14 protein-coding genes and 5 pseudogenes are annotated in these 18,634 nt (G+C 69.4%); 8 read left to right on the top strand and 11 right to left on the bottom strand.

Features of this window, described 5'->3' with window-relative positions:
• Positions 1 to 411 precede the first annotated feature (411 nt).
• The 4 genes and pseudogenes from ACSU6L_RS40510 to ACSU6L_RS40495 all read right to left on the bottom strand — a co-directional run.
• Entirely contained in the window at positions 412 to 2,808 is a 2,397-nt protein-coding gene (locus ACSU6L_RS40510) for a protein kinase domain-containing protein (protein WP_437064678.1), read from the bottom strand.
• A gap of 15 nt (positions 2,809 to 2,823) precedes the next feature.
• Entirely contained in the window at positions 2,824 to 5,001 is a 2,178-nt protein-coding gene (locus ACSU6L_RS40505; protein WP_437064676.1) for a bifunctional serine/threonine-protein kinase/ABC transporter substrate-binding protein, read from the bottom strand.
• Entirely contained in the window at positions 5,001 to 5,741 is a 741-nt protein-coding gene (locus ACSU6L_RS40500) for a hypothetical protein (RefSeq protein WP_437064674.1), read from the bottom strand. The genes ACSU6L_RS40505 and ACSU6L_RS40500 overlap by 1 nt, the downstream gene beginning before the upstream one ends.
• A gap of 371 nt (positions 5,742 to 6,112) precedes the next feature.
• A pseudogene (locus tag ACSU6L_RS40495) lies at positions 6,113 to 6,438 on the bottom strand (transposase); the annotation flags it as partial.
• Positions 6,439 to 6,732: 294 nt separating this feature from the next.
• On the opposite strand from ACSU6L_RS40495, the pseudogene istA reads away from it, so the two are divergent.
• Together istA and istB are read left to right on the top strand one after the other, a co-directional pair.
• Positions 6,733 to 8,308 (top strand): annotated as a pseudogene (gene istA / locus ACSU6L_RS40490) (IS21 family transposase).
• Between the two features lie 14 nt (positions 8,309 to 8,322).
• Positions 8,323 to 9,118, top strand: a pseudogene (gene istB / locus ACSU6L_RS40485) (IS21-like element helper ATPase IstB).
• Positions 9,119 to 9,170: 52 nt separating this feature from the next.
• Here istB and ACSU6L_RS40480 read toward each other — a convergent pair.
• Positions 9,171 to 9,809, bottom strand: coding sequence for an HAD family hydrolase (locus tag ACSU6L_RS40480; protein ID WP_437065234.1), 639 nt, complete (start codon positions 9,807 to 9,809; stop codon positions 9,171 to 9,173).
• A gap of 520 nt (positions 9,810 to 10,329) precedes the next feature.
• Here ACSU6L_RS40480 and ACSU6L_RS40475 point away from each other — a divergent pair.
• The 5 genes and pseudogenes from ACSU6L_RS40475 to ACSU6L_RS40455 all read left to right on the top strand — a co-directional run bounded on the left by ACSU6L_RS40475 (position 10,330) and on the right by ACSU6L_RS40455 (position 13,335).
• A complete protein-coding gene (locus ACSU6L_RS40475) occupies positions 10,330 to 10,947 on the top strand; it encodes a hypothetical protein (protein WP_437064673.1) in 618 nt (205 codons plus the stop codon).
• 81 nt (positions 10,948 to 11,028) lie between these two features.
• Positions 11,029 to 11,280 (top strand): hypothetical protein, encoded by a 252-nt coding sequence (locus tag ACSU6L_RS40470; protein WP_437064671.1) that lies wholly within the window; start codon positions 11,029 to 11,031, stop codon positions 11,278 to 11,280.
• Positions 11,281 to 11,311: 31 nt separating this feature from the next.
• Positions 11,312 to 12,325, top strand: a pseudogene (locus tag ACSU6L_RS40465) (IS630 family transposase).
• Positions 12,322 to 12,468 (top strand): hypothetical protein, encoded by a 147-nt coding sequence (locus ACSU6L_RS40460; protein ID WP_437064669.1) that lies wholly within the window; start codon positions 12,322 to 12,324, stop codon positions 12,466 to 12,468. The pseudogene ACSU6L_RS40465 and the gene ACSU6L_RS40460 overlap by 4 nt, the downstream one beginning before the upstream one ends.
• Positions 12,469 to 13,158: 690 nt before the next feature.
• Positions 13,159 to 13,335, top strand: coding sequence for a hypothetical protein (locus tag ACSU6L_RS40455; protein WP_437064667.1), 177 nt, complete (start codon positions 13,159 to 13,161; stop codon positions 13,333 to 13,335).
• A 156-nt stretch (positions 13,336 to 13,491) separates the two neighbouring features.
• On the opposite strand, the gene ACSU6L_RS40450 is transcribed toward ACSU6L_RS40455, so the two are convergent.
• The 4 genes and pseudogenes from ACSU6L_RS40450 to ACSU6L_RS40435 all read right to left on the bottom strand — a co-directional run bounded on the left by ACSU6L_RS40450 (position 13,492) and on the right by ACSU6L_RS40435 (position 14,979).
• Entirely contained in the window at positions 13,492 to 13,869 is a 378-nt protein-coding gene (locus tag ACSU6L_RS40450; protein WP_437064665.1) for a DUF4259 domain-containing protein, read from the bottom strand.
• A gap of 110 nt (positions 13,870 to 13,979) precedes the next feature.
• A pseudogene (locus ACSU6L_RS40445) lies at positions 13,980 to 14,117 on the bottom strand (SDR family NAD(P)-dependent oxidoreductase); the annotation flags it as partial.
• Positions 14,118 to 14,164: 47 nt separating this feature from the next.
• Positions 14,165 to 14,581 carry an SDR family NAD(P)-dependent oxidoreductase gene (locus tag ACSU6L_RS40440; protein WP_437065233.1) on the bottom strand — a complete coding sequence of 139 codons (417 nt, stop codon included), beginning with the start codon at positions 14,579 to 14,581 and terminating at the stop codon, positions 14,165 to 14,167.
• Entirely contained in the window at positions 14,512 to 14,979 is a 468-nt protein-coding gene (locus ACSU6L_RS40435) for an SDR family NAD(P)-dependent oxidoreductase (protein WP_437064663.1), read from the bottom strand. The genes ACSU6L_RS40440 and ACSU6L_RS40435 overlap by 70 nt, the downstream gene beginning before the upstream one ends.
• A 210-nt stretch (positions 14,980 to 15,189) precedes the next feature.
• Here ACSU6L_RS40435 and ACSU6L_RS40430 point away from each other — a divergent pair, with 210 nt between their 5' ends.
• Positions 15,190 to 16,194 (top strand): AraC family transcriptional regulator ligand-binding domain-containing protein, encoded by a 1,005-nt coding sequence (locus ACSU6L_RS40430; RefSeq protein WP_437064661.1) that lies wholly within the window; start codon positions 15,190 to 15,192, stop codon positions 16,192 to 16,194.
• Positions 16,195 to 16,658: 464 nt separating this feature from the next.
• On the opposite strand, the gene ACSU6L_RS40425 is transcribed toward ACSU6L_RS40430, so the two are convergent.
• Together ACSU6L_RS40425 and ACSU6L_RS40420 are read right to left on the bottom strand one after the other, a co-directional pair.
• Positions 16,659 to 17,315 (bottom strand): DUF1326 domain-containing protein, encoded by a 657-nt coding sequence (locus ACSU6L_RS40425; protein ID WP_437064659.1) that lies wholly within the window; start codon positions 17,313 to 17,315, stop codon positions 16,659 to 16,661.
• Between the two features lie 114 nt (positions 17,316 to 17,429).
• Positions 17,430 to 18,266 (bottom strand): DUF2182 domain-containing protein, encoded by an 837-nt coding sequence (locus tag ACSU6L_RS40420; protein ID WP_437064658.1) that lies wholly within the window; start codon positions 18,264 to 18,266, stop codon positions 17,430 to 17,432.
• Positions 18,267 to 18,634: the final 368 nt, after the last annotated feature.

Genomic DNA, 18,634 nt, shown 5'->3' with positions numbered 1-18,634 from the left:
GCGGAAAGCGGTGCTCCACGTGCGGTGGAAATAGTCCTGGGGGCGCCGTAAGTCGAGGGTGAGGGCTTCGTCGAGGATGCCGAGGGCGGCCAGGACCTGCTCAAGTCCTTTGATCGCCTTGGCGGTGGGTTCGAAGACGGTGTGGAGGTAGTCGGCGGTGGCATCGTCGGGGGCGTTCTCGGCGATGGATCGCCACTGTTCAGCTTTGCGTCGCCAGTAGAGGAGGTCGGCGCCGGAGAGGACGAAGTTGTCGCAGTTCTCGCAGTCGGGTTTCCAGGGGCAGGCTCCGCCGTCGACGACGGGTTGGTAGGTGCAGAATCCCCCGTCGGCGGGGTGCTGCGGCGGGAGAGGTCCAGGGCCAGGGCGAGGGCTGTCTCGCGGTCAATGGGGGTGGTGTCGCCGGAGAGACTGTTAGCCGGTCTGCCCCGCCCTGCGGACCTGGTCGTACGGCCCGAGAAACCGGAACGTCCCGTCCTGCACCTGGTACAGGAAGCTCCCGCCCCGCGGGTCCAGGCTGTGGGTGGTGTCGCTGAGGAACCGGATGGGTTTGGCCACCGCGTCCTCATGTGTCGTGTGGAAGAGGCGCTCGGCGACTTGGGAGGGTTCGATGTCGGTGTTGCCTGCGCCGAGTGCGCCCAGGGTGCGGGCGATGAGACCGACGGCATCGTATGCTTCTGCGGCCCACCGCCCCGGAGTGTGGCCGTGGCGCGTGCGATACGCGGCGGTGAACGCCTTGGCGGCCGCGGTGTCGGCGGAGGCCGGTTCTGTGTAAGGGGCGGAGCAAACCCACTGCTCAGCCCCCTCACCCCCCTCCCTCACAAAGGCCGGGCGCATGACGGGTTCGATGGCCGCCCGGACACCAGTGAAGCCCGCCTGTCGCAATGTGCGGGCCACGGCGGCGGCCCGACCCGGTGACTCCCCCGCGTAGAAAACCGCCTGGGGATGTTCGGCCAGAGCCTGGGTGACGGCCTTGCCGAAGTCGTCGTCCTCGGCCGCCACCGAGTGGACGGTGACCGTGCCCTCGCCGGGCGGTGCGGTCTGAAGGTCCCTAGTGAGGCGCCACGCCGTCTGGCCCGCGGCGCGGTCCTGGATGACGGCGGTTCGGCGCACGCCGCATACCCGGCTCATGTAGTGGGTCAACGGTTGGATCGCCAAGTCGTCGCCAACGCGGGTGACACACATGGTACGGGTGATGACCGTGGTCAGCGGGCTGCCGTCGTGCGAGACGAGAACGATCGGCATGCGGACCGCCGTGTACAGCGGCTCGGCGGCCCGCAGGGCAGTCTCGCCGACCGGGCCGATCACGGCACGGACGGAGGGTTCGGCCAGCACGCGGCGGGCAGCCTTCTTCGCACCCTCGGCCGTGCCCTGGTCGTCATACACCGTCAAGGCGAGACGGAAGCGTGCGTCCCTGCGCCCGTTGAGCGCGTCGATCGCAAGTCTCGCCCCTCGCTCCTGGGCTATCGCGGTTTCCTTTCGGCCGCCGGTCAGCTCGGCTTGGAGGCCAATGGTGTGGGTGGGCAGGGTCCGGGGAATGGTGCGGCCCTGCCCGGTCTTCGCCCTGGTGACGAGCAGGGCTGCGGCACTTCCGGTGGCGAGTACGGCGGCCAGTGAGCCGCCGGCCGTCAGGATGCGACGGCGAGAGACGCCCCGAGCCGAGCCATGCGGGCCGGCCAGCGGGGCCGACGGCTCCGGTATGGCCGGCGTCGAGAGACGTGGAGGTGGGGCCAGTGCGCGCGTCGACCGTTCGGCCACCAGCCGCAGTACGGCGGGAGGCAGCCATTCGCCATCCGGCGCCGGACTCCCCGAGACGAGTCGGCCGGACTCCTCACCGCCCGGCTCCGGCCCCGCGGCCCTGGCAGCTGATGTCGAAGGTATCCCCGGACTTCGGGCGGCCCGGCCCTCACCCGCGCCACGGCTGCCCGGGGCGGCAGGTTCCGCGGCCGGGCTGCGACGCGGTCCCCAAGAGGCCCCGGGGACCCGGGGGTCGCGCGTTGCCGCCACTGCCGCTAGAGCATCCCGGAGTTCTCGCGCCGTGGGCCGCTGCCCTGGGTCCTTGGCAAGGCAGCGGGCCACCGCTGCCCGCGCCAGCGGCGGCAGGGGGGCAAGGCCGGTGAGGTCCGGGGCCTCGTGGACGGTGCGATACAGGACGGCCGCCGGGTCGCCGCTGCCGAAAGGCCGCTGCGCGGTGGCCGCGTACGCCAGGACGCATCCCAGGGAGAACACATCGCTCGGCGTCCCCACGTCGCCCGCGCGGGCCTGCTCCGGTGAGAGATAACCCGGGGTGCCGATGACCGCCTCGGGGGCCGTCAGCGCCGTCACACCCACGCCGTGCGCTACGCCGAAGTCGATCAGCCGCGGCCCGTCGCGGGCGAGCAGGATGTTGCCTGGCTTGACGTCCCTGTGCAACAGGCCGGCCGCGTGCAAGTCACTCAGGGCCTCTGCCATGTGCGCACCCAGAGCGAGGACGGTGCATGCGGGCAGCCGTCCGCATTCCTCCACCGCCTCGGCCAGCGACGGGCCCGGCACGAAGGCGGTGGCCAGCCACGGCTCGCGCGCTTCGGGGTCGGCGGCCCTGACCGGCTCCACCCAGCGCCCGGTCAGCTTCGCCGCAAGGTCCACCTCGCGCCGGAACCGGGCCCGGAAGGCCGGGTCGGCGGCGTGCTCGGCGCGGACGACCTTCAGCGCCACGAGACTCCCATCGGTGGCTCGAGCCAGGTACACCACGCCCATGCCACCCGCGCCCAGCCGGGCCAGCAACCGGTGTCCGCCCAGGTCGACAGGGTCCTGGGGCCGCAGCGCACGCATCGCTGGCGGCCGCCTTCAGGACTGGCCGAACCGGGGCAGGCCGACGTACGTGAAGCTGCCGCCGGCAACACGGTAGTGGTACACGCGGGGCACCTTCAGCCACCTGCGCTCATCAAACGCGTACGTCCCGGCCAGCCCCTTGAACTCAACCCGGGCCAGGGCGTCGGCCAATCTCTCCCGGCTGGGACGTCGACCGTCCCGCGCGGAGAGGACGGTGAGCCGACCGATGATCAGCCGCGTCACGTCGTACGCCTCGATCGCCCATGTACCCGGCGCCTCGCCGTACCGCTGCCGATAGGCGGCGGCGAACCCCCGCATACCGGCCGCCTCCGGGCTCGTGTAGGGCGCGACAAGCTGCCACGCTTCGGCCGCCCTCCCCGCCTCCGAGATGAAGCCACTGGTCGCCGAGGCGGGGTCAAGAAATCGGGGCGCGTGGAACTGTGAAGCCGCCAGGGCCCGCGCGACCACGGCGGCGCGTTCTGGCGTGCCGGTGTAATAGAAACTGTCGATGCCGTGATCGAGCATGTCAGTGACAACGGGTCCCAGCTCGGAAGCGGCAGCGGGAACAACCCGTGGGTACACATCCAGCCCCTTGCTATTCGCCACCTGGCGTGCCATGTCGGCGGAGTCCCAGCCGACGGCCCGGCCGGCGCGGTCGGCCATCAGGCCGAGACGCCGTGCCCCATGTGCCTGGAACATGAGTACGGTCACTGTGGAAGCGAACGAGGTGTGAGATGCGGCCTGGAAATAGACGCGCGGTTCGGCGAGCAGCACCGTCATCGCGGCACCGATGGAGAGTTCAGACACCGTCAGCAGCGGCAAGCCGGCGCTCTCGTACACTTCCGCCGCGCCCTGCGTCGACGAGTAGCCGGTGGGACCGAGAACGGCAAGTACGTCCCGGTCGCCGGCCAGACGCCGTGCCGCATAACGCGACCGCGTGGCCTCACCCCGGTCGTCGATCACCTCAAGGCTGAGTGTGAAGGGCCTGCGCTTGCGGGAGTTGAATTGCTCCACGGCCAGCCGCGCCGCCTTCTCCTGCGCCCTTCCGGCCTGCTGCTGCGGCCCAGTCAGATCCGCATGGACGCCAATGACCCACGGCCGCCTTGCAGCCCGCGCGGGGTCCGGGTCCTCGTCGCCGCCACGCGCAGCCGTCCACAGGGCCGCGCCGCCGCCCGTCGCGATCAGGGCAGCGCCGCCCGCGGCGAGGGTGAGGATCCGACGCCGGCCCGGTGCTGCCGGGGCGGGCACCTCGGATGTCCCGGCCGGCTGGGAGATTTCGGTTGGCTCGATAGCTGCCAGCGCCAGCGTCTCGGCTGACCGGTCCGCGACCATCCGTACCACCGCTTCCGGCAGCCAGTCGAGAGAGCCGGTAGGGGCGTCCCCGGTTCCGCCGGCCAGTTCCCCGGCCACCTCCGCGGCCGTCGGCCGGTCTCCGGGCTCCTTGGCCAGGCAACGGTCCAGCAGCGCCCGCAGGGCCGGATCGTCCACGCCGTCGACGTCGGGCGCGTCGTGCACCGTGCGATACAGCAGCGCATCCACGGTGCCGGTGCCGAACGGCGGCCGCGCGGTGGACGCATATGCCAGCACACAGCCGAGCGAGAAGACATCGCTCGCAGAGTCCACCTGCCCGGCCCGCGCCTGCTCCGGGGAGAGGAACCCCGGTGTACCCACCACCATGCCGCCCGTGGTCAGCGCGGTCTCCTCGGCCGCCGTCGGACGCGCGATACCGAAGTCGATCAGCCGTGGCCCGTCCAGCGCCAGCAGGACGTTGCCCGGCTTGACGTCCCGGTGCACCAGACGCGCCTCGTGCACCGCCGACAGGGCCCGCGCCAGCACGTTTCCCAGCGGCCGCACCACATGAACCGGCAGGGGCCCGCAGGCCGCGACCACCTGGTCCAGAGAGGGTCCCGGTACGAACGCCGTCGCCAGCCACGGGGCCTCGGCCTCAGTGTCCGCGCCCAGTACCGGCACCACCCAGGGGCTCGCCACCCGCCGGGCCGAGGCGATCTCGCGGCGGAACCGGGCCCGGAACTCGGGCTGACCGCCGTACTCGGGCTGGATCGCCTTCACCGCGGCCAGTTCCCCGTCGGCGGCACGACCCAGATAGACCACGCCCATGCCGCCCGCGCCCAGCCGCCGCAGCAGCCGGTACCCGCCAAGGCGGGAGGGGTCGGATGCGACCAGCGGCTCCATCACGCGCCCCCCTGTGTGCCGGACGCGGAGGAGCTTTCGCCGGACCAGGCGCCCGGCTCCGAGGACCTGGATGGCGCCCCGGCGGGCCGCCCGATCTCGTCCTCCAGTGCCGACCGCATCCAGCCGGAGGACTGGGTGACCATGCGCTGCACCTCTTCGTCGCTGCGGCCCCGGCCCCCACACGCGGACGCCCCGACCGTCACCGGTCCGAAGGTGGATTGCAGCCAGACGTAGGGATACGGGCCGCCGCGGGTGCGGCTGCGGCACTGGCCGCTCTCATGCAGCTGGTCCTCGCCGGAACGGTTGGCACCGTCACCCCACACGTGCGAGGCCGACATCAGGCCGGTCAGCCGCTCACCCGGGCGCAGCGTTTGCTCCGGACAGCCCATCACCTCTTCCAGCGTGCCCGCCTGGGCCCAGTCCGCACCCAGGGCCGTGCGGTGCACACTAACCGTGGCCGACAGCCGCACTGATCCCTTGCCGCCCTCCGCAGGCACTTCGAAGTAACGGGTCAGTGTCGCCAGCACATCGTTCGGCAAGGGCTCCAGCCGCCAGCCGCAGTCCTGCCCCAACACCGCCCAGCGGCTCGGGTCGCCCTCGTACGGCGTCGCACGCACAACCCCCCGCCCGAACAACTCCGGCCCTGCGATCACCTTCCGGATCAGCTTCTGCGCCTGCCCGACTGAGCCCGGCTGCCGCGCCGGATCCCACACGACGGTCGGGGACGCCCCCGGCACCACATCGCCACCGTCCGCACCAGCTGATCCACCTGGCTTTCCGGCCTCCGCGCCCGATGTATTACGAGTGGTACCCAAACTCGGCTGCGGCTCCCCGTCCCCCGCCGCCCGGCCGCCACCGCTGGAACAGCCGACCAACAGCCCCCCGCAGACTGCCGCCATCAGCCCCAAACCACAAAGAACTCTCCCCCACGCATGCGCCACAACCCGTCCCCTCGCCCCGGCTTCAGCCACTCCTGCCAGCCGAGCACCCATAGGCATCACCAAGCCGACCGGATCGTATGCCCATCAGTTCGACGTCCGCATCACCCAAAGGAGTTAACTGCTTGCCCGCAGTCGTCATCCTCATCCATTTCGAACAAGGCGTTCCCTTTCAGGGCCCGGACGTGCGAGCCGTCGACCGCGGCGTCCTCCATGTCCAACAGTCCTGCCTTGCGGAGTTCCGCGAGGAGGATCTCGTGCAGGCGGGGCCAGACGCCGGCCTCGGTCCGGTCCCGCAGTCGCCGCCAGCACGTCACTCCGCTGCAGCCGATCGTCTCGTTCGGCACGTCCGCCCAGGTCACACCCGTGCGCAGCACGTAGACGATCCCGCGCAGAGCCGCACGATCATCCGCCGGCAGCCGGCCCGGATACCGCCGACGCCGCGGCGGGCGACACGATCCCACAGATCATCAGACACAAGATCATCCGAGACCCGCAGAACTCTGCCGCCCACCAGCCCAACTGCCAAGCCTGTGAGCCAAACTCATTCTGAAATGATCAGTTACTGGGCGGGCGGGTCGAGGGTGTGGCTTTGTAGGTGAGTTCGGAGAACGTCTGTTGCTCAGCGGCGTGAACGCCTGGTTCCACGGGAGAGTGATGTCGCTGAGTTTCGAGAACGCCCCGGTGCTTGCTTCGGGACCCTGGTTGTGCTCTGCACGACGAGGGGGCCCGGGTGCTGCCGAACTCCAAGGTCGATCTGTACGCGGCGATCCGCCGTGATGCCAAAACCGGCATGTCCACGCGCGCGCTCATGCGGAAGTACGGCGTCGGCTTCAACACCGTGCAGAGGGCTCTGACCTCGGCCCTGCCAGAGCCGCGCAAGAAGATGAGGCCACGTGCAACCCGCCTGGACCCCTACAAGCCGGTGATCGACGCCATCCTGAAGGCGGACCTGACCGCGCCACGGAAGCAGCGCCACACGGTCAAGCGGATCTACGACCGGCTGCTGGACGAGCATGAAGCCGTCGACGTCTCCTACCAGATGGTCCGCGCCTACGTCGCCGCCCGCCGTGAAAAGATTCGTCTCCAGGCCGGCAAGGGGGTGGTGGACGCGTTCGTCCCGCAGACCCACAGGCCCGGGGCGGAGGCCGAGGTCGACTTCGGTGACGTCAGCGTGAAGCTGGCCGGCGAGCTGGTGACCTGCTACCTGTTCGCGTTCCGGCTGTCGTACTCGGGCAAGGCCGTGCACCGCATCTTCGCCTCGGCAGGGCAGGAAGCGTTCTTCGAGGGCCACGTCCACGCTCTCAACGTGCTGGGCGGAGTGCCGACCGGGAAGGTCCGTTACGACAACCTTAGAGCCGCCGTCGACCAGGTGCTGGGACTCTCCCGTCGCCGGGTGGAAGCCGAACGTTGGACCGCCTTCCGCTCCCACTACGGCATCGACGCCCTCTACTGCCAGCCCGGCCTCCGCGGCGCCCACGAGAAGGGCGGCGGCGAGGGCCAGATCGGCTGGTATCGGCTGGTTCCGCCGCAACCACCTTGTCCCCGTCCCTGAAGTGGACACGCCCGCCGAGCTCAACGCGATGATCGACCGGTGGGACCAGGAGGACGACGCCCGCCGCATCCGTTCCCGTCCCCGCACGATCGGCGAGTACTTCGCGGCCGAGCAGCCGCTGCTCGCGCCACTGCCGGAGGAGCCGCTCGAGACCGGCAGGCTGTCCACCCCGCGGGTCGACCGCTACAGCCAGATCTGCGTCCGGATGAACCGCTGCTCGGTGCCGGTGCGGCTGATCGGCCGAACCGTCCGCGTCATGCTCCACGCCTCCGAACTCGTGGTCCACGACGGCCGCGAGGAAGTCGCCCGCCATGAGCGTCTCATCGCCCGCAATGGATCCCGCCTCGAACTCGACCACTACCTGGAGGCGCTGATCCGCAAGCCTGGTGCCCTCCCCGGCGCCACCGCCCTCGACCAGGCCCGGGCCACCGGCCGGTTCACTCCCATGCACCACGCCTGGTGGGAAGCCGCCGTCAAAGCGCACGGTGAACGCGACGGCACCCGGGCCCTGATCGAGGTCCTCCTCCTCAGCCGCCACCTGCCCCACGAACACCACGTCACCGGCCTCGCCGCAGCCCTGAAGACCGGTGCCCTCACCGCCGATGCCGTCGCTCTCGAAGCCCGCAAGGCAGCCGACGCCGACACCGGACCCGAAGAACCCCAGCAGCCGCCCTCCACCACCAGCCAGACCGCCATCGCCCCGCTGCCCGCGGCCGTCAGGGCCAACCTGCCACCCGACAAGAGGCCCCTGCCCTCCCTCGCCCCCTACGACCAGCTCCTGCGGCTCCGCCGACCCGACCACCCCACCCCGTGAAAGAGAAGAATGCCGTGACCCCTCCCCGCCAGCGAAGACTCACCGAGCAGGCCGCCACCACCCCCGTCGACCAGGCATGCCGCATGCTCCGGCTGCCCACCATCCGCTCCCAGTTCCCCGACCTCGCCGAGACAGCGAGCCGTGAGTAGATGTCCCACCCCGGCTACCTCGCCGAGCTCCTCCTGGCCGAGTGCGCCGACCGGGCCCGCCGCCGCTCCGAGCGCCGCATCAAGGCGGCAGGCTTCCCCCCGCGACAAGTCCTTGCGAAAGTTCGACTTCGAAACCAACCCCAACATCGACGCAGCCATGATCCACACCCTCGCCAAGTGCGAACGGATCAAGAAGGGCCTGCCCCTCTGCCTCATCAGCGACTCCGGCACGGACAAGTCTCACCTGCTGATCGCACTGGGCACCGAGGCCGCGATGGCCGGCTACCGAGCCAAGTACGTCCTGGCGACCAAGCTGGTCAACGAGCTGGTCGAAGCCGCCGACGATAAACAGCTGACCAAGACCATCGCCCGCTACGGCCGCGTCGACCTGCTCTGCATCGACGAACTCGGCTACATGGAACTCGACCGCCGCGGCGCCGAACTCCTCTTCCAGGTCCTGACCGAACGCGAGGAGAAGAACAGCGTCGCCATCGCCTCCAACGAGTCCTTCAGCGGCTGGACCAAGACCTTCACCGACCCCCGCCTCTGCGCCGCCATCGTCGACCGCCTCACCTTCGGCGGCACCATCATCGAGACCGGCACCGACTCCTACCGTCTCGCCACCACCCGAGCCCGCGCCGAACACGCAGAAGCGGGCTGACCAACCGCTTCACCACCTGGCCGGCAACCGCTGAAGCCCGGCCAGGCCGACGTCATCCGAGCGGGATACGCCCTGCAACCCGGGGGCCGGCATCCAGATGAGCTGCGATCCGCGCGATCGTCGTGGCGTTGTCTTCGAACACATGCGCCTGCATGCCCGCCGCCTGGGTCGCCTCAACGTTTACGGCGAAATCATCGATGAAGAGGCAGCTCTCCGGTCGCACCGCCAGGCTGGCGCATGCGGCCTCGAATGCACGTGGGTCCGGCTTCTCGATGCCGATCTCGTGCGAGTACACGATCTTTTCGACCAGTTCGTCGAAGTGGTACAGCGCCGTCTCCCGCTCCCGGGCACCGACGAAGCTGTTACTCAGGATGCCCAGCTTGCAGCTTCCCCGCAGCCCTCGCACAAAAGCGATGAGTTCTTCGTTAGGCGTCCCCAGGTATTCCACCCAAAGATCCGCCATGAAGGCTTCCGCCTGGGACGCGTCGAGCCCGAGGTGTGCTGCCACCTGCTCGTGAACCTCTCGTTCGCTGATGCTCCCGACGCTCCCGGCCTGCCACACGTCGCGCATCCGCTCATGCACAGTGCCCGGCGGCAGCACCAGCCGCTCTTCCCACCGCTGCACCCACCCTGTTTCCGGCGTGATCTCCAACACGCCACCGATATCAAGAATGACGCAGGTCGCCGTCACTCGAACTCCCTCCTCTTCGTCCTGCTGGCTGGCGAGCGCACAGCGCCCGCTCATGTGATCTGTGGAGACACTGTTGTCCTTCCTGCTGGGGCAAGGTCAAGCGATCTTGAAACCTTGTGGCAGCCCTGTTGCGAGCCGCCGACACGACGCGGCTGCATCAGCAGGTGCCTTCAAAACTCATGACGATCCGCAGAGTCCTCGGCCGGACGACGACGTCAGAACTCGTCAACAAACGCTGTCGCAAACAAACGCTGTCGCAAGAAGTGAACGGAGCCGCCTGGCAGTTGTTATCCCACCGGAGACGGCTTCGGCCGGACCGATGTCCCTGAAGCTGCCCCCCGCCGGGCCGAGTTGGCTCGTGGGAGAGACTGAACCGCCCGGCGGCGTGCCCTGTGTCCGGCCGATGCTGCCGCCGGGCACCGCCGGCGGCCGGCCGCGAACCTGCAGGAGCACGGACGCGTCGTGCCGGGCGAGAGGCGGTTTTCCACGGGGGCGGCCAGCCGGTTCGTATGCTGACCGCGTGGGCGTGTGCATGGAGGTCCTGATCGTCGACTGGGCCTATCTGGAGTCAGTGCCGGCTGGACAGCGGGAGGACCTGGTCGAGGAGGCCGCGTTCGGCCCGGACGATGTGTATGACTACAACCTCCCACCGGGGTGGACATGGCCCGACCCCACGCAGGCCCGGTGGTGGGCGCGCTACGAGTTCCTCGACACCATGACCTCGTACAAAGCGCATTTCTGGGCCGGCGAACGCTGGGACGAACTGCGCGCCTTCGTCGATGCGCCGCTGGGGGATGCTTTCGACCAGTTCATTGCCCCGCTGTTCTGGGATGGCTCCACCTACGCCTCCGAGACGTCAGGTTTCTCCCCGGCTGTCCAGCCGGACACCTGTGACTGGGCTTCTCGGCTCGATGTCATGCTCTGGCTGCTGCCGGAGAAGGTGGCAGCGCTGCACCGCTTCTGGGGCCAGGTAGAGCCGCACCTCGGCTCACTGCGCGAGCCCTTCGACCGCCACCTCACCGAACCTATCGGCTGGATCCAGGACTTCCCGTCGTTCTCCCGGCTCGTCACCGAATGGGGTGACGTCGTCAGGCAGGCCGGCCGCCGCGACTGGGCCGTGATCGGCGTGCGGAGCTGATCACTTACGACCTGCAGCCGCCAGATGGTTGGGCCCCGGCTGCTGGTGTCTCATCCTGGACGTCCTGCCCGACGCTGTGGCATGCCGACCGCCACTATTCCTCTGCCGGTCAAGGTCGCCGACCTCCGTCAAATCCTCCAGGACCAGGCGGCGCCGAAGGCGGCCCTGTCAGCACTGGTCATCTTCCACGCGCTCACCTCCAAGGAACTGCGCACCGTCCTGACCACGGACCTGCGCGACGGAAGACTGTTCCTGCCCAACCGCACAGTCCTGCTCGCCAAAGCCATACGCGACCGACTACTGACCTTCAAAGCGTGGTGTCGGCGGGGCTGACGGTTCATGATCCCTGCGGTATGCCGAGTGTATGAGGTATGCGCAAGGGGGCGGACTGACCGACGAACGGCGGGCCTTCCGCGAGAGGCTGAGGATGGAGGCGGCCGAGCGGTTCCGGCAGGGCGACGACAACTCGGTCATCGCCCATGACCTGCGGGTCAGCGTCCGGTCGGTACAGCGCTGGCGCAAGACCTGGTCGCAGACCGGGCCCGGAGCCCTGGCCTCCAAAGGCCCGGCATCACTGCCACTGCTCAGCGACGTACTGTTCACCGTGCTGGAGCGGGAACTGGCCAAGGGGCCGGTGGCACACGGCTGGCCGGACAGACCTGGACCCTGTCGCGGATCAGGACGCTGATCGGGCGTCGGTTCCACAAGAGCTACACCGTGCAAGGGGTGGCCGCCCTGCTCAAGCGGCACGGCTGGAGCTGCCAGGTCCCCGCCCGACGGGCGATCGAGCGGGACGAGACCGCGGTGGCCGGCTGGGTGAAGGAGACCTGGCCGAGCGTGGAAGGACCGTGGCGGCGCTCGACGCCAGGCTCGTCTTCGAGGACGAAGCCGGATTCTCGATGACGCCGCCGACCACCCGTACCTGGTCCCGTCGCGGACACACCCCCGTGATCCGCGTGCGGCCGGCGAACCCTCGCGGCTGATCTACCGGCCCTGCCCGGACACCCGCCCCGACGGGCGCAAGAGCTTCTCCTGGAAGGACTACCGCGACCTCGTCCAGACCGCCCACCAGCAGCTCGGCGGCGCGATCGTGCTGGTCTCGGACAACCTCAACACCCACCTGACGGCCGGAATGCGCCGCTACACCGCCGACCGCGACTGGCTCACCGTCTTCCAACTGCCGCCCTATGCACCTGACCTCAACCCAGTCGAGGGCATCTGGTCGGTCCTGCGACACACCACGACAGCCAACCGCGCGTACGCCAACCCCGAGGACCTGATAACCGCCGTCCGGCGCGGCTTACGCCAGCTCCAGTACCGCCCCGACGTCCTCGACGGCTGCCTCACCGGCACCGGCCTCCGACGCCAGCCACCATGACGACATCACGCATTCAAGGTCAGCAGGCGGATGCGGCCGACAACAGCGACTGGCTTGCCGTCCGCGCCCACCAGTCCGCCGCCACGCCGGTGCGAAAGGGGGGGCTTCCGGAGCATTGCACGATCATGCGCCGTCAGGTGTGACGAGCCTCTTCAACTCTTTCCGCGGAACGACCAAGATTGGGGTCACACCGCGTTCGGCGACCCAGTGTGCGGCCTCGCCTACAGTGTGGGCCACCTCTACAACGCCCTCGACGAAACGCGCGATCCCGTCTCCGGTCCACGCGCCCTCGATGTCAAAGTCGAGTGGGGGCAACCCGCTGCCGTCGCTCGAGTTGGTCCCCGGGTTGCCTTCCGCAGAAAAGCCACCTTCTCCAGCCGCTCCGGACATGCCGCCCTCGAATCCACCTGCCGCTTCGGCGGCTTGGATCTGCTCGAGTACGTCAGAGGCGAGTACGAGTACTGGCCCTCCCGCCCCGTTGGCGTGCAAGTAGTCTCGGGCTTCCTCGGCTGTGCTGCAAGACGCCGCTGGCTGAGTCATCGCTTTCCCTTCACCGCTTCCCTCTTCTTGCGTCACTGACTCGGCGGACGGTGGCCCCCGATCGATGCGGTCCCCACCGGTCTCAAGGCCCGCAGATACAAGGTGGCCTCGCCGCGAGCACCAGCGCAGGCACTTACCGGAGGCACCCCTACCTCCGGAGTCAGCGGTTGACTTGGGCGGTGCTCTGAGTCGACACCGTGCTTTCAGTACACACCCCGCCCTCGTGCCTCGCATCCCGAGCTTGGACGATTGCGCTGCAGGCAGTTTTGGGTATTTCCGGGTCACGCGTGGCTGTGGCCCTTCGCGTTGACCGCCCGATCAGCGACCTCCCGGACTCCAACCTGGCCGTCGCCTGGCCCCAGGACGCCCGTTCCCCGGCCGTCACCCTGGCCTCCGTGCGCGCCGCCTGCAGCGTCACAGCCGTCCAGCAGGCACAAGCCGAATCCCTCATGCAGAACACGGCCCCCTGAAAGCCCGACAGCGCCTAATCAGTGCCACCCGCATTAAGCGCCAACCTTGTTCGATTCCTCCTTTCACCGTCTGAGCGCTGCCCGAAGTGGTGAACAAGTGCTGTCATGTCTCGGGTTCTGGCTCAACTTCTGTGGTCCGTGACTGTGGGTGACCGGCTAGATCTCGAAGAGGACTTCCTCTTGTGGCGAGATCGGAGGGTCGAGGACATCGCGAAGGCGGGCGATGTCTTGGCGCCATCTCGGCCCGTCCGTGGCCTCGTCCCACAGCTCGGCGATCTCGGACTGCTCGTCGACTACTCGGCCCAGGGCACTGACGGCGAGCGCCCGAAGGTCTGCGGGCAACGTCGGCAGCGGCTCCGATGGGCCGTAGTTCGAGCACGCAGGCTTGCCGTCAGGGTGCTGTGCGACCACCAGGGCTGCTGCGGCAACCGCTCGCTCGGCGTCGGGGGTGATCAGGTAGTCCGCAGGGTCGGCGGCGCGTTTGAGGACTCTGCGGATCATGGACTCGCGTTCTTCCATGGTTGCCTCGTCCACGTCCCAACTGGAGCGTGCCGCCGTCGCATAGCGGCGTGGCCGCCCGGGCAGCCGCTCAGCCTGTCGGCCCCGGCTCGCAGCGCCGGGTGTCGGCGGGCGACAGCTCCGGGGGATTCGGCGAGCTTGTGGAGGCGGTCGGTGCGGCGGGCTGCTCCGTAGACGGTGTAGCCGAGGTTGATCAGCTTGAGGGCGGTCGCTTCACCGATGCCGGAGGAGGCGCCGGTGACGAGGGCGGTTTTGGTGGTCATGGGTTCTCGTGACTGGAGCGGGGTGTGGTTGGTCTGTTCCTGGCCGGTCAGAGTCCGAACCGGGCCTTGATGCCGCCGATGAAGGTGGCGTCGTCAGCGGCGGCGCGGCTTGCGATCAGTTCGGCCGCGTAGGGGCCTGCGGGGTAGCGCAGCTGGTCGGTGCCGTCGGTCGCGGCCTGGAAGACGGTCTCGGCGACGACCTCGGGCGCGTCGCCGCCGACGGCCAACTGCGCCTGCCCTGCGAGGACCGCTTCGACGAGCTTCTGGTACTCGGTGAGGGTCTCGTCGTTGGTGAAGTCGAAGGAGCGGCCGGCGAAGTCGGTGGCGACGATGCCCGGCTCGACGATCTTGACGTTGACGCCGATCGCGGCGAGTTCGTAGTGGAGGGCCTCGCTCAGTCCTTCGACGGCGAATTTGGTGCCGTGGTAGAGGGTGCCGAGCGGGAAGGTGACCTTGCCGCCGATGGAGGAGATGTTGATGAGGTGCCGCTGCCGTTGGCGCGCATGTGCGGCAGGACGGCCTTGGTGGTCTCCAGCAGGCCCATGACGTTCACGTCGAACTGCCGGCGGGCCTTGTCCATCGGGATGGCTTCCAGCAGACCGTAGGCGCCGTATCCCACGTTGTTGAGCAGCACGTCGATCCGGCCGAACTGCTCCAGGCCGGCGTCGACGGCCGAGGCGATCGAGTCGGAGTCCTGTACGTCGAGCCGGGTGACGAGCATGTTCTCCAGTGCGGTAAGCTCGGTCTCCTTCTCGGGGCTGCGCATCGTGGCGATCACGTTCCAGCCCTGCTCGTGGAAGTGCTTCGCGCTCGCCCGGCCGATGCCGCTGGAGCTGCCGGTGATGAGGATCGTCTTGTTCATGGTTCGTTTCGTTTCTTCGTCGGGGTTTCTTCGTCGAGCCGGCCTCCGCGGCGGCTCGTGGCTTCCACGCTAGGAGGCAATCCACGTCGGAGGACTAGCGGATAGCGCCTGTCCTCTTGCAGTTCACGCCAGCCCGGTGTGGCGCCTTCTGCATGCCGAATGGCGCATACGGCATGCCCGCCTCTGCCCGTGGGGAACTACGCTGAAGGGATGGCATCGGAGCGGTTCACCCTGGATCCGGGTACCCGTGCGCTCGTGCACGACCTCGGGATATCCCTCGCCCGTGTGCTGCGGCGGGCGCAGCTTCCGGCCGGCGTCTTCACGCACGGTCCGGTCACGATGACGGTCGACGAGTACTACCGCTTCTGGGACGCGCTGGACGCCGAGGCGGCAGACCCCGGCCTCGCGGCGGGAATGGGGCGTGCTCTGTCCGTCGAGGCGTTCAACCCGCCGATCTTCGCGGCCCTGTGCAGCGCGGATCTGCGCACCGCCGCCGAGCGCATCGCCGCGTTCAAGCCGCTCATCGGCCCGGTGAAGCTCCGGGTCACCGTCGACCGCACCGCGCTGGCGGTCGCGTTCGACTGGCCCGAGGGGCCGACGCCGCCCCCGCTGCTGGTCGCCGCCGAACTCGCGTTGTGGGCCGCACTGGCACGCATCGGCACGCGGCGCGAGGTGTACCCGACGCGCGTCACGATGCGCCGGGCCCCGCGGCCGTCAGCCGCGGCGGCCTCCTACTTCGGCACGCAGATCCGCGAAGGGGAGGACGACGCCGTCGCCTTCTCCGCCGAGGACGCCGCACTGCCGTTCCTCACCGAGGACGAGTCCATGTGGAACTTCTTCGCACCGGAACTGCGCCGCCGCCTGTCCGAACTCGAAGCGTCCGCCACCACGGCCGACCGGGTGCGTGCCGCACTCCACGAACTCCTGCCCGCCGGCGAGAGCTCGATCAACGCCATCGCCGCCCAGCTCATGCTCAGCCCCCGCACACTCCAGCGGCAGCTGCGGACAGAGGACACCAGCTACCAGGCGATCCTCAGCGAGACCAGGGAGAAACTCGCCCGCCGCTACCTGGCAGACCGATCCCTCCCCACCTCCCAGGTGGCCTACCTCCTCGCCTACGACGACACCAACTCCTTCTACCGCGCCTTCCGCCGCTGGACCGGCCTCACCCCCGAAGCCGCCCGCGCCGGCGGCCGCCTGGCGCCCGCGCATTGACGCTCATCCCGGGGCCCAGGGCCTGCAAGCCGGTCGCACACCCCGGATGAAGGCCGTGCGCTCAGCGGCACAGGCGTCCATCTTTCTCGCTCGCGTGTGGGGCGTGGAAGGCCGGCCGGGCGGTGACGGCGGCCTGGGCCGGGCGGGTGGGCGGTGGTGCAGGCGAGCAATGTGTCGATGCGCTGGGTGCGGTCGTCCACGGCGAAGTGGTGGGCGGTGAGGAAGTCGTGCGTCAGGCCTGTGGGCAGGCTGGTGTCGGTGGGCTGGTGGATCAGGCTCGCCGGGGCGGGGGCTTGTGGGGTGTCCTGCAGGGCATGGACGATCTTCAGGCCGTGCCGGGGTCTTGCCGGTCTTGCGAGGGCTCCAGCCGCGGGCACGCGCTCACGCGGTCAGCTCTTCGCACAGTCGGTCGCCTCGTCCCGGATCCGGTCCTTCTTGATCCCTGTGCTCTTTGGTCTGTGTGGTCAGTCGGGTCCTGTCCAGTCGAAGGGGAAGTACTTGCTCGACTTTCCGGAGCGTTCCCAGGAGAAGCCGAACGCGTCGGCTCGGTCGGTGGTGGCCCGGCCCCAGGTGGCTATCTGGCCCGGTCCGACCTCGGCGCCGGGGGCGTTGTGGACCTGGACGCGTGCGCCTGCCGGGGTCGTCGGGCCGGTGAGTGCCTCGGCGGTGGCCGTGACCCGGCCGGGGATCTCGGCTCGCCAGGTGGCCAGGTCGTCGTCGATCTCGACCTGGATCGGGACGATGTCCGTGCCGCGCATCTCGGGCCGGAACATTTCCCCGAACCGTGCCGGCCAGCCGCCCGCCTCACCGCCGAAGATCGTCTCGAGCGCGGCGCGCTGCCGGTCGTCGGCGCGTTCGTCGAAGAAGACCGCGGCGTAGGGGTCGGTGTGCGTGCCGGCCCACGGGTTGCCCTCGAAGGAGCCGAGCATCAGGACGTTGAGGTCGTCGAGCTGTACGTCGCCGTAGTTGCCCTCACGGATGTGCCAGACCAGAACGCCTTCGCAGTCGCCGTAGGTCGGGGGCTGCGCGAACGTGCAGGGGCACGGTATGGCGCATTTGCACACGTCGAACCAGTCGCCGGCCAGGTGCCAGCGGGTTTCGGTGGTGACTTGTTCCGTCATCTCGCTTCCCTCCCGTCGAGCCCGAGGGAGCTCTGTCGGAGTGGCAAGACCGCGCGTCCCGAGCCCGCACGCGGATCGCGAGGCGGCCTCTCGCCTCCAGCTTGCCGCAGGTGCTCACATGCCGCCCATCGAAGGCGCCGGTTCCCGCAGCCCTGGCAGCAGCCAGTCATGGAACGGCGCCAGCGCGGCGAGGACGAGGAAGACGACGCCCACCGCTTTGGCGAGCAGCGGCCCCCGTGACCACAGCTTCTCCACGAAGATCACCACCGCCAGCCCGGCCATCGCCGCCACGTTCATCACTCCGAGCGGCACGAGGACGGCCATCAGTCCCGCGCAGCAGCCGACGCAGTAGCCGCCGTGGTGGAGGCCCACCCGCAGATCGCGGGCCGGCTGCCGGAATCCGGTGTAGCGCACCAGCTGGCTCATGGGGTCGCGGCAGTGCCGCAGACAGACGTTCTTGAGGGGGCCGAGCTGGTAGAGGCCCGCCAGCAGGAGGGCCGCCGAGCCGATCCAGCGTCCCGCGGCCGGATGATCGTCCACCAGGTTCCCGGTGAAGGCGAGAGCGGCGTAGGCGGGCAGTCCGAAGGCCGTCCACACCAGAAGGTACCCGCCCATGAACTCCAGGGTGCGTCCCGCCCGGCTCCACCCGGACGACCGGCGCCCGATTCCCCGCACCCAGGTGAGGGCCACCGGCGCCATGGACGGCAGCATCATGGCCGCCATCATCGTCACCCAGAGCAACAGGAACAGCGGCAGTGCCATCCCCATCGTGCCGGGCTCGACGCCCATGTCCCGGGCCTGCCCGATGGTCAGCACCCAGGCGGGTACGGCGATCAGGACGACCAGCGACCAGGCGACCGCGAGCTCCCGTGCTGGCAGCAGCCCCCCGCCCGCTGCGGTCGGCGCGGGCGGCCGGGCCGAGACGAGACCAGGAGTCCGGATATGCCGCATCGGCGCACTCCCCTGCGTACCACCTCAGGACAGCACGCTCCCCGCTGTACCGCGACTGCACTGCGACAGCTCGCTTGACCTTCGAGTCGGGTGGAAGGTTTGCGGTCGGCGGTGTGACGGGCTCCCGCCTATCACGGTTGGCCGTGTGCTCGGGCGTTCCGGCGACGGCGCCGCGGTTCTACGAGACCGCCGGCTTGTTGCCCGCCGAGCGGACCGCGGCCGGTTATCGGGTCTGCGGCGAGAATACGGTGGAGCGGCTTCGCGCTCCTGCTTGTGGCGCAGATGCTGCTGCTGCCCGGTTTTCTCTATCTGTTCGTGGGCTCGGGCCTGGCCGATATCGTCGGAGTCGGCCGGTTCTCCCCGAGGAA

It is taken from the genome of Streptomyces sp. enrichment culture, assembly GCF_964272855.1.
GTDB lineage: Bacteria > Actinomycetota > Actinomycetes > Streptomycetales > Streptomycetaceae > Streptomyces.
The sequence above is the reverse complement of the archived record's forward strand: the minus strand, read 5'-3'. Positions and strand labels throughout refer to the sequence as shown.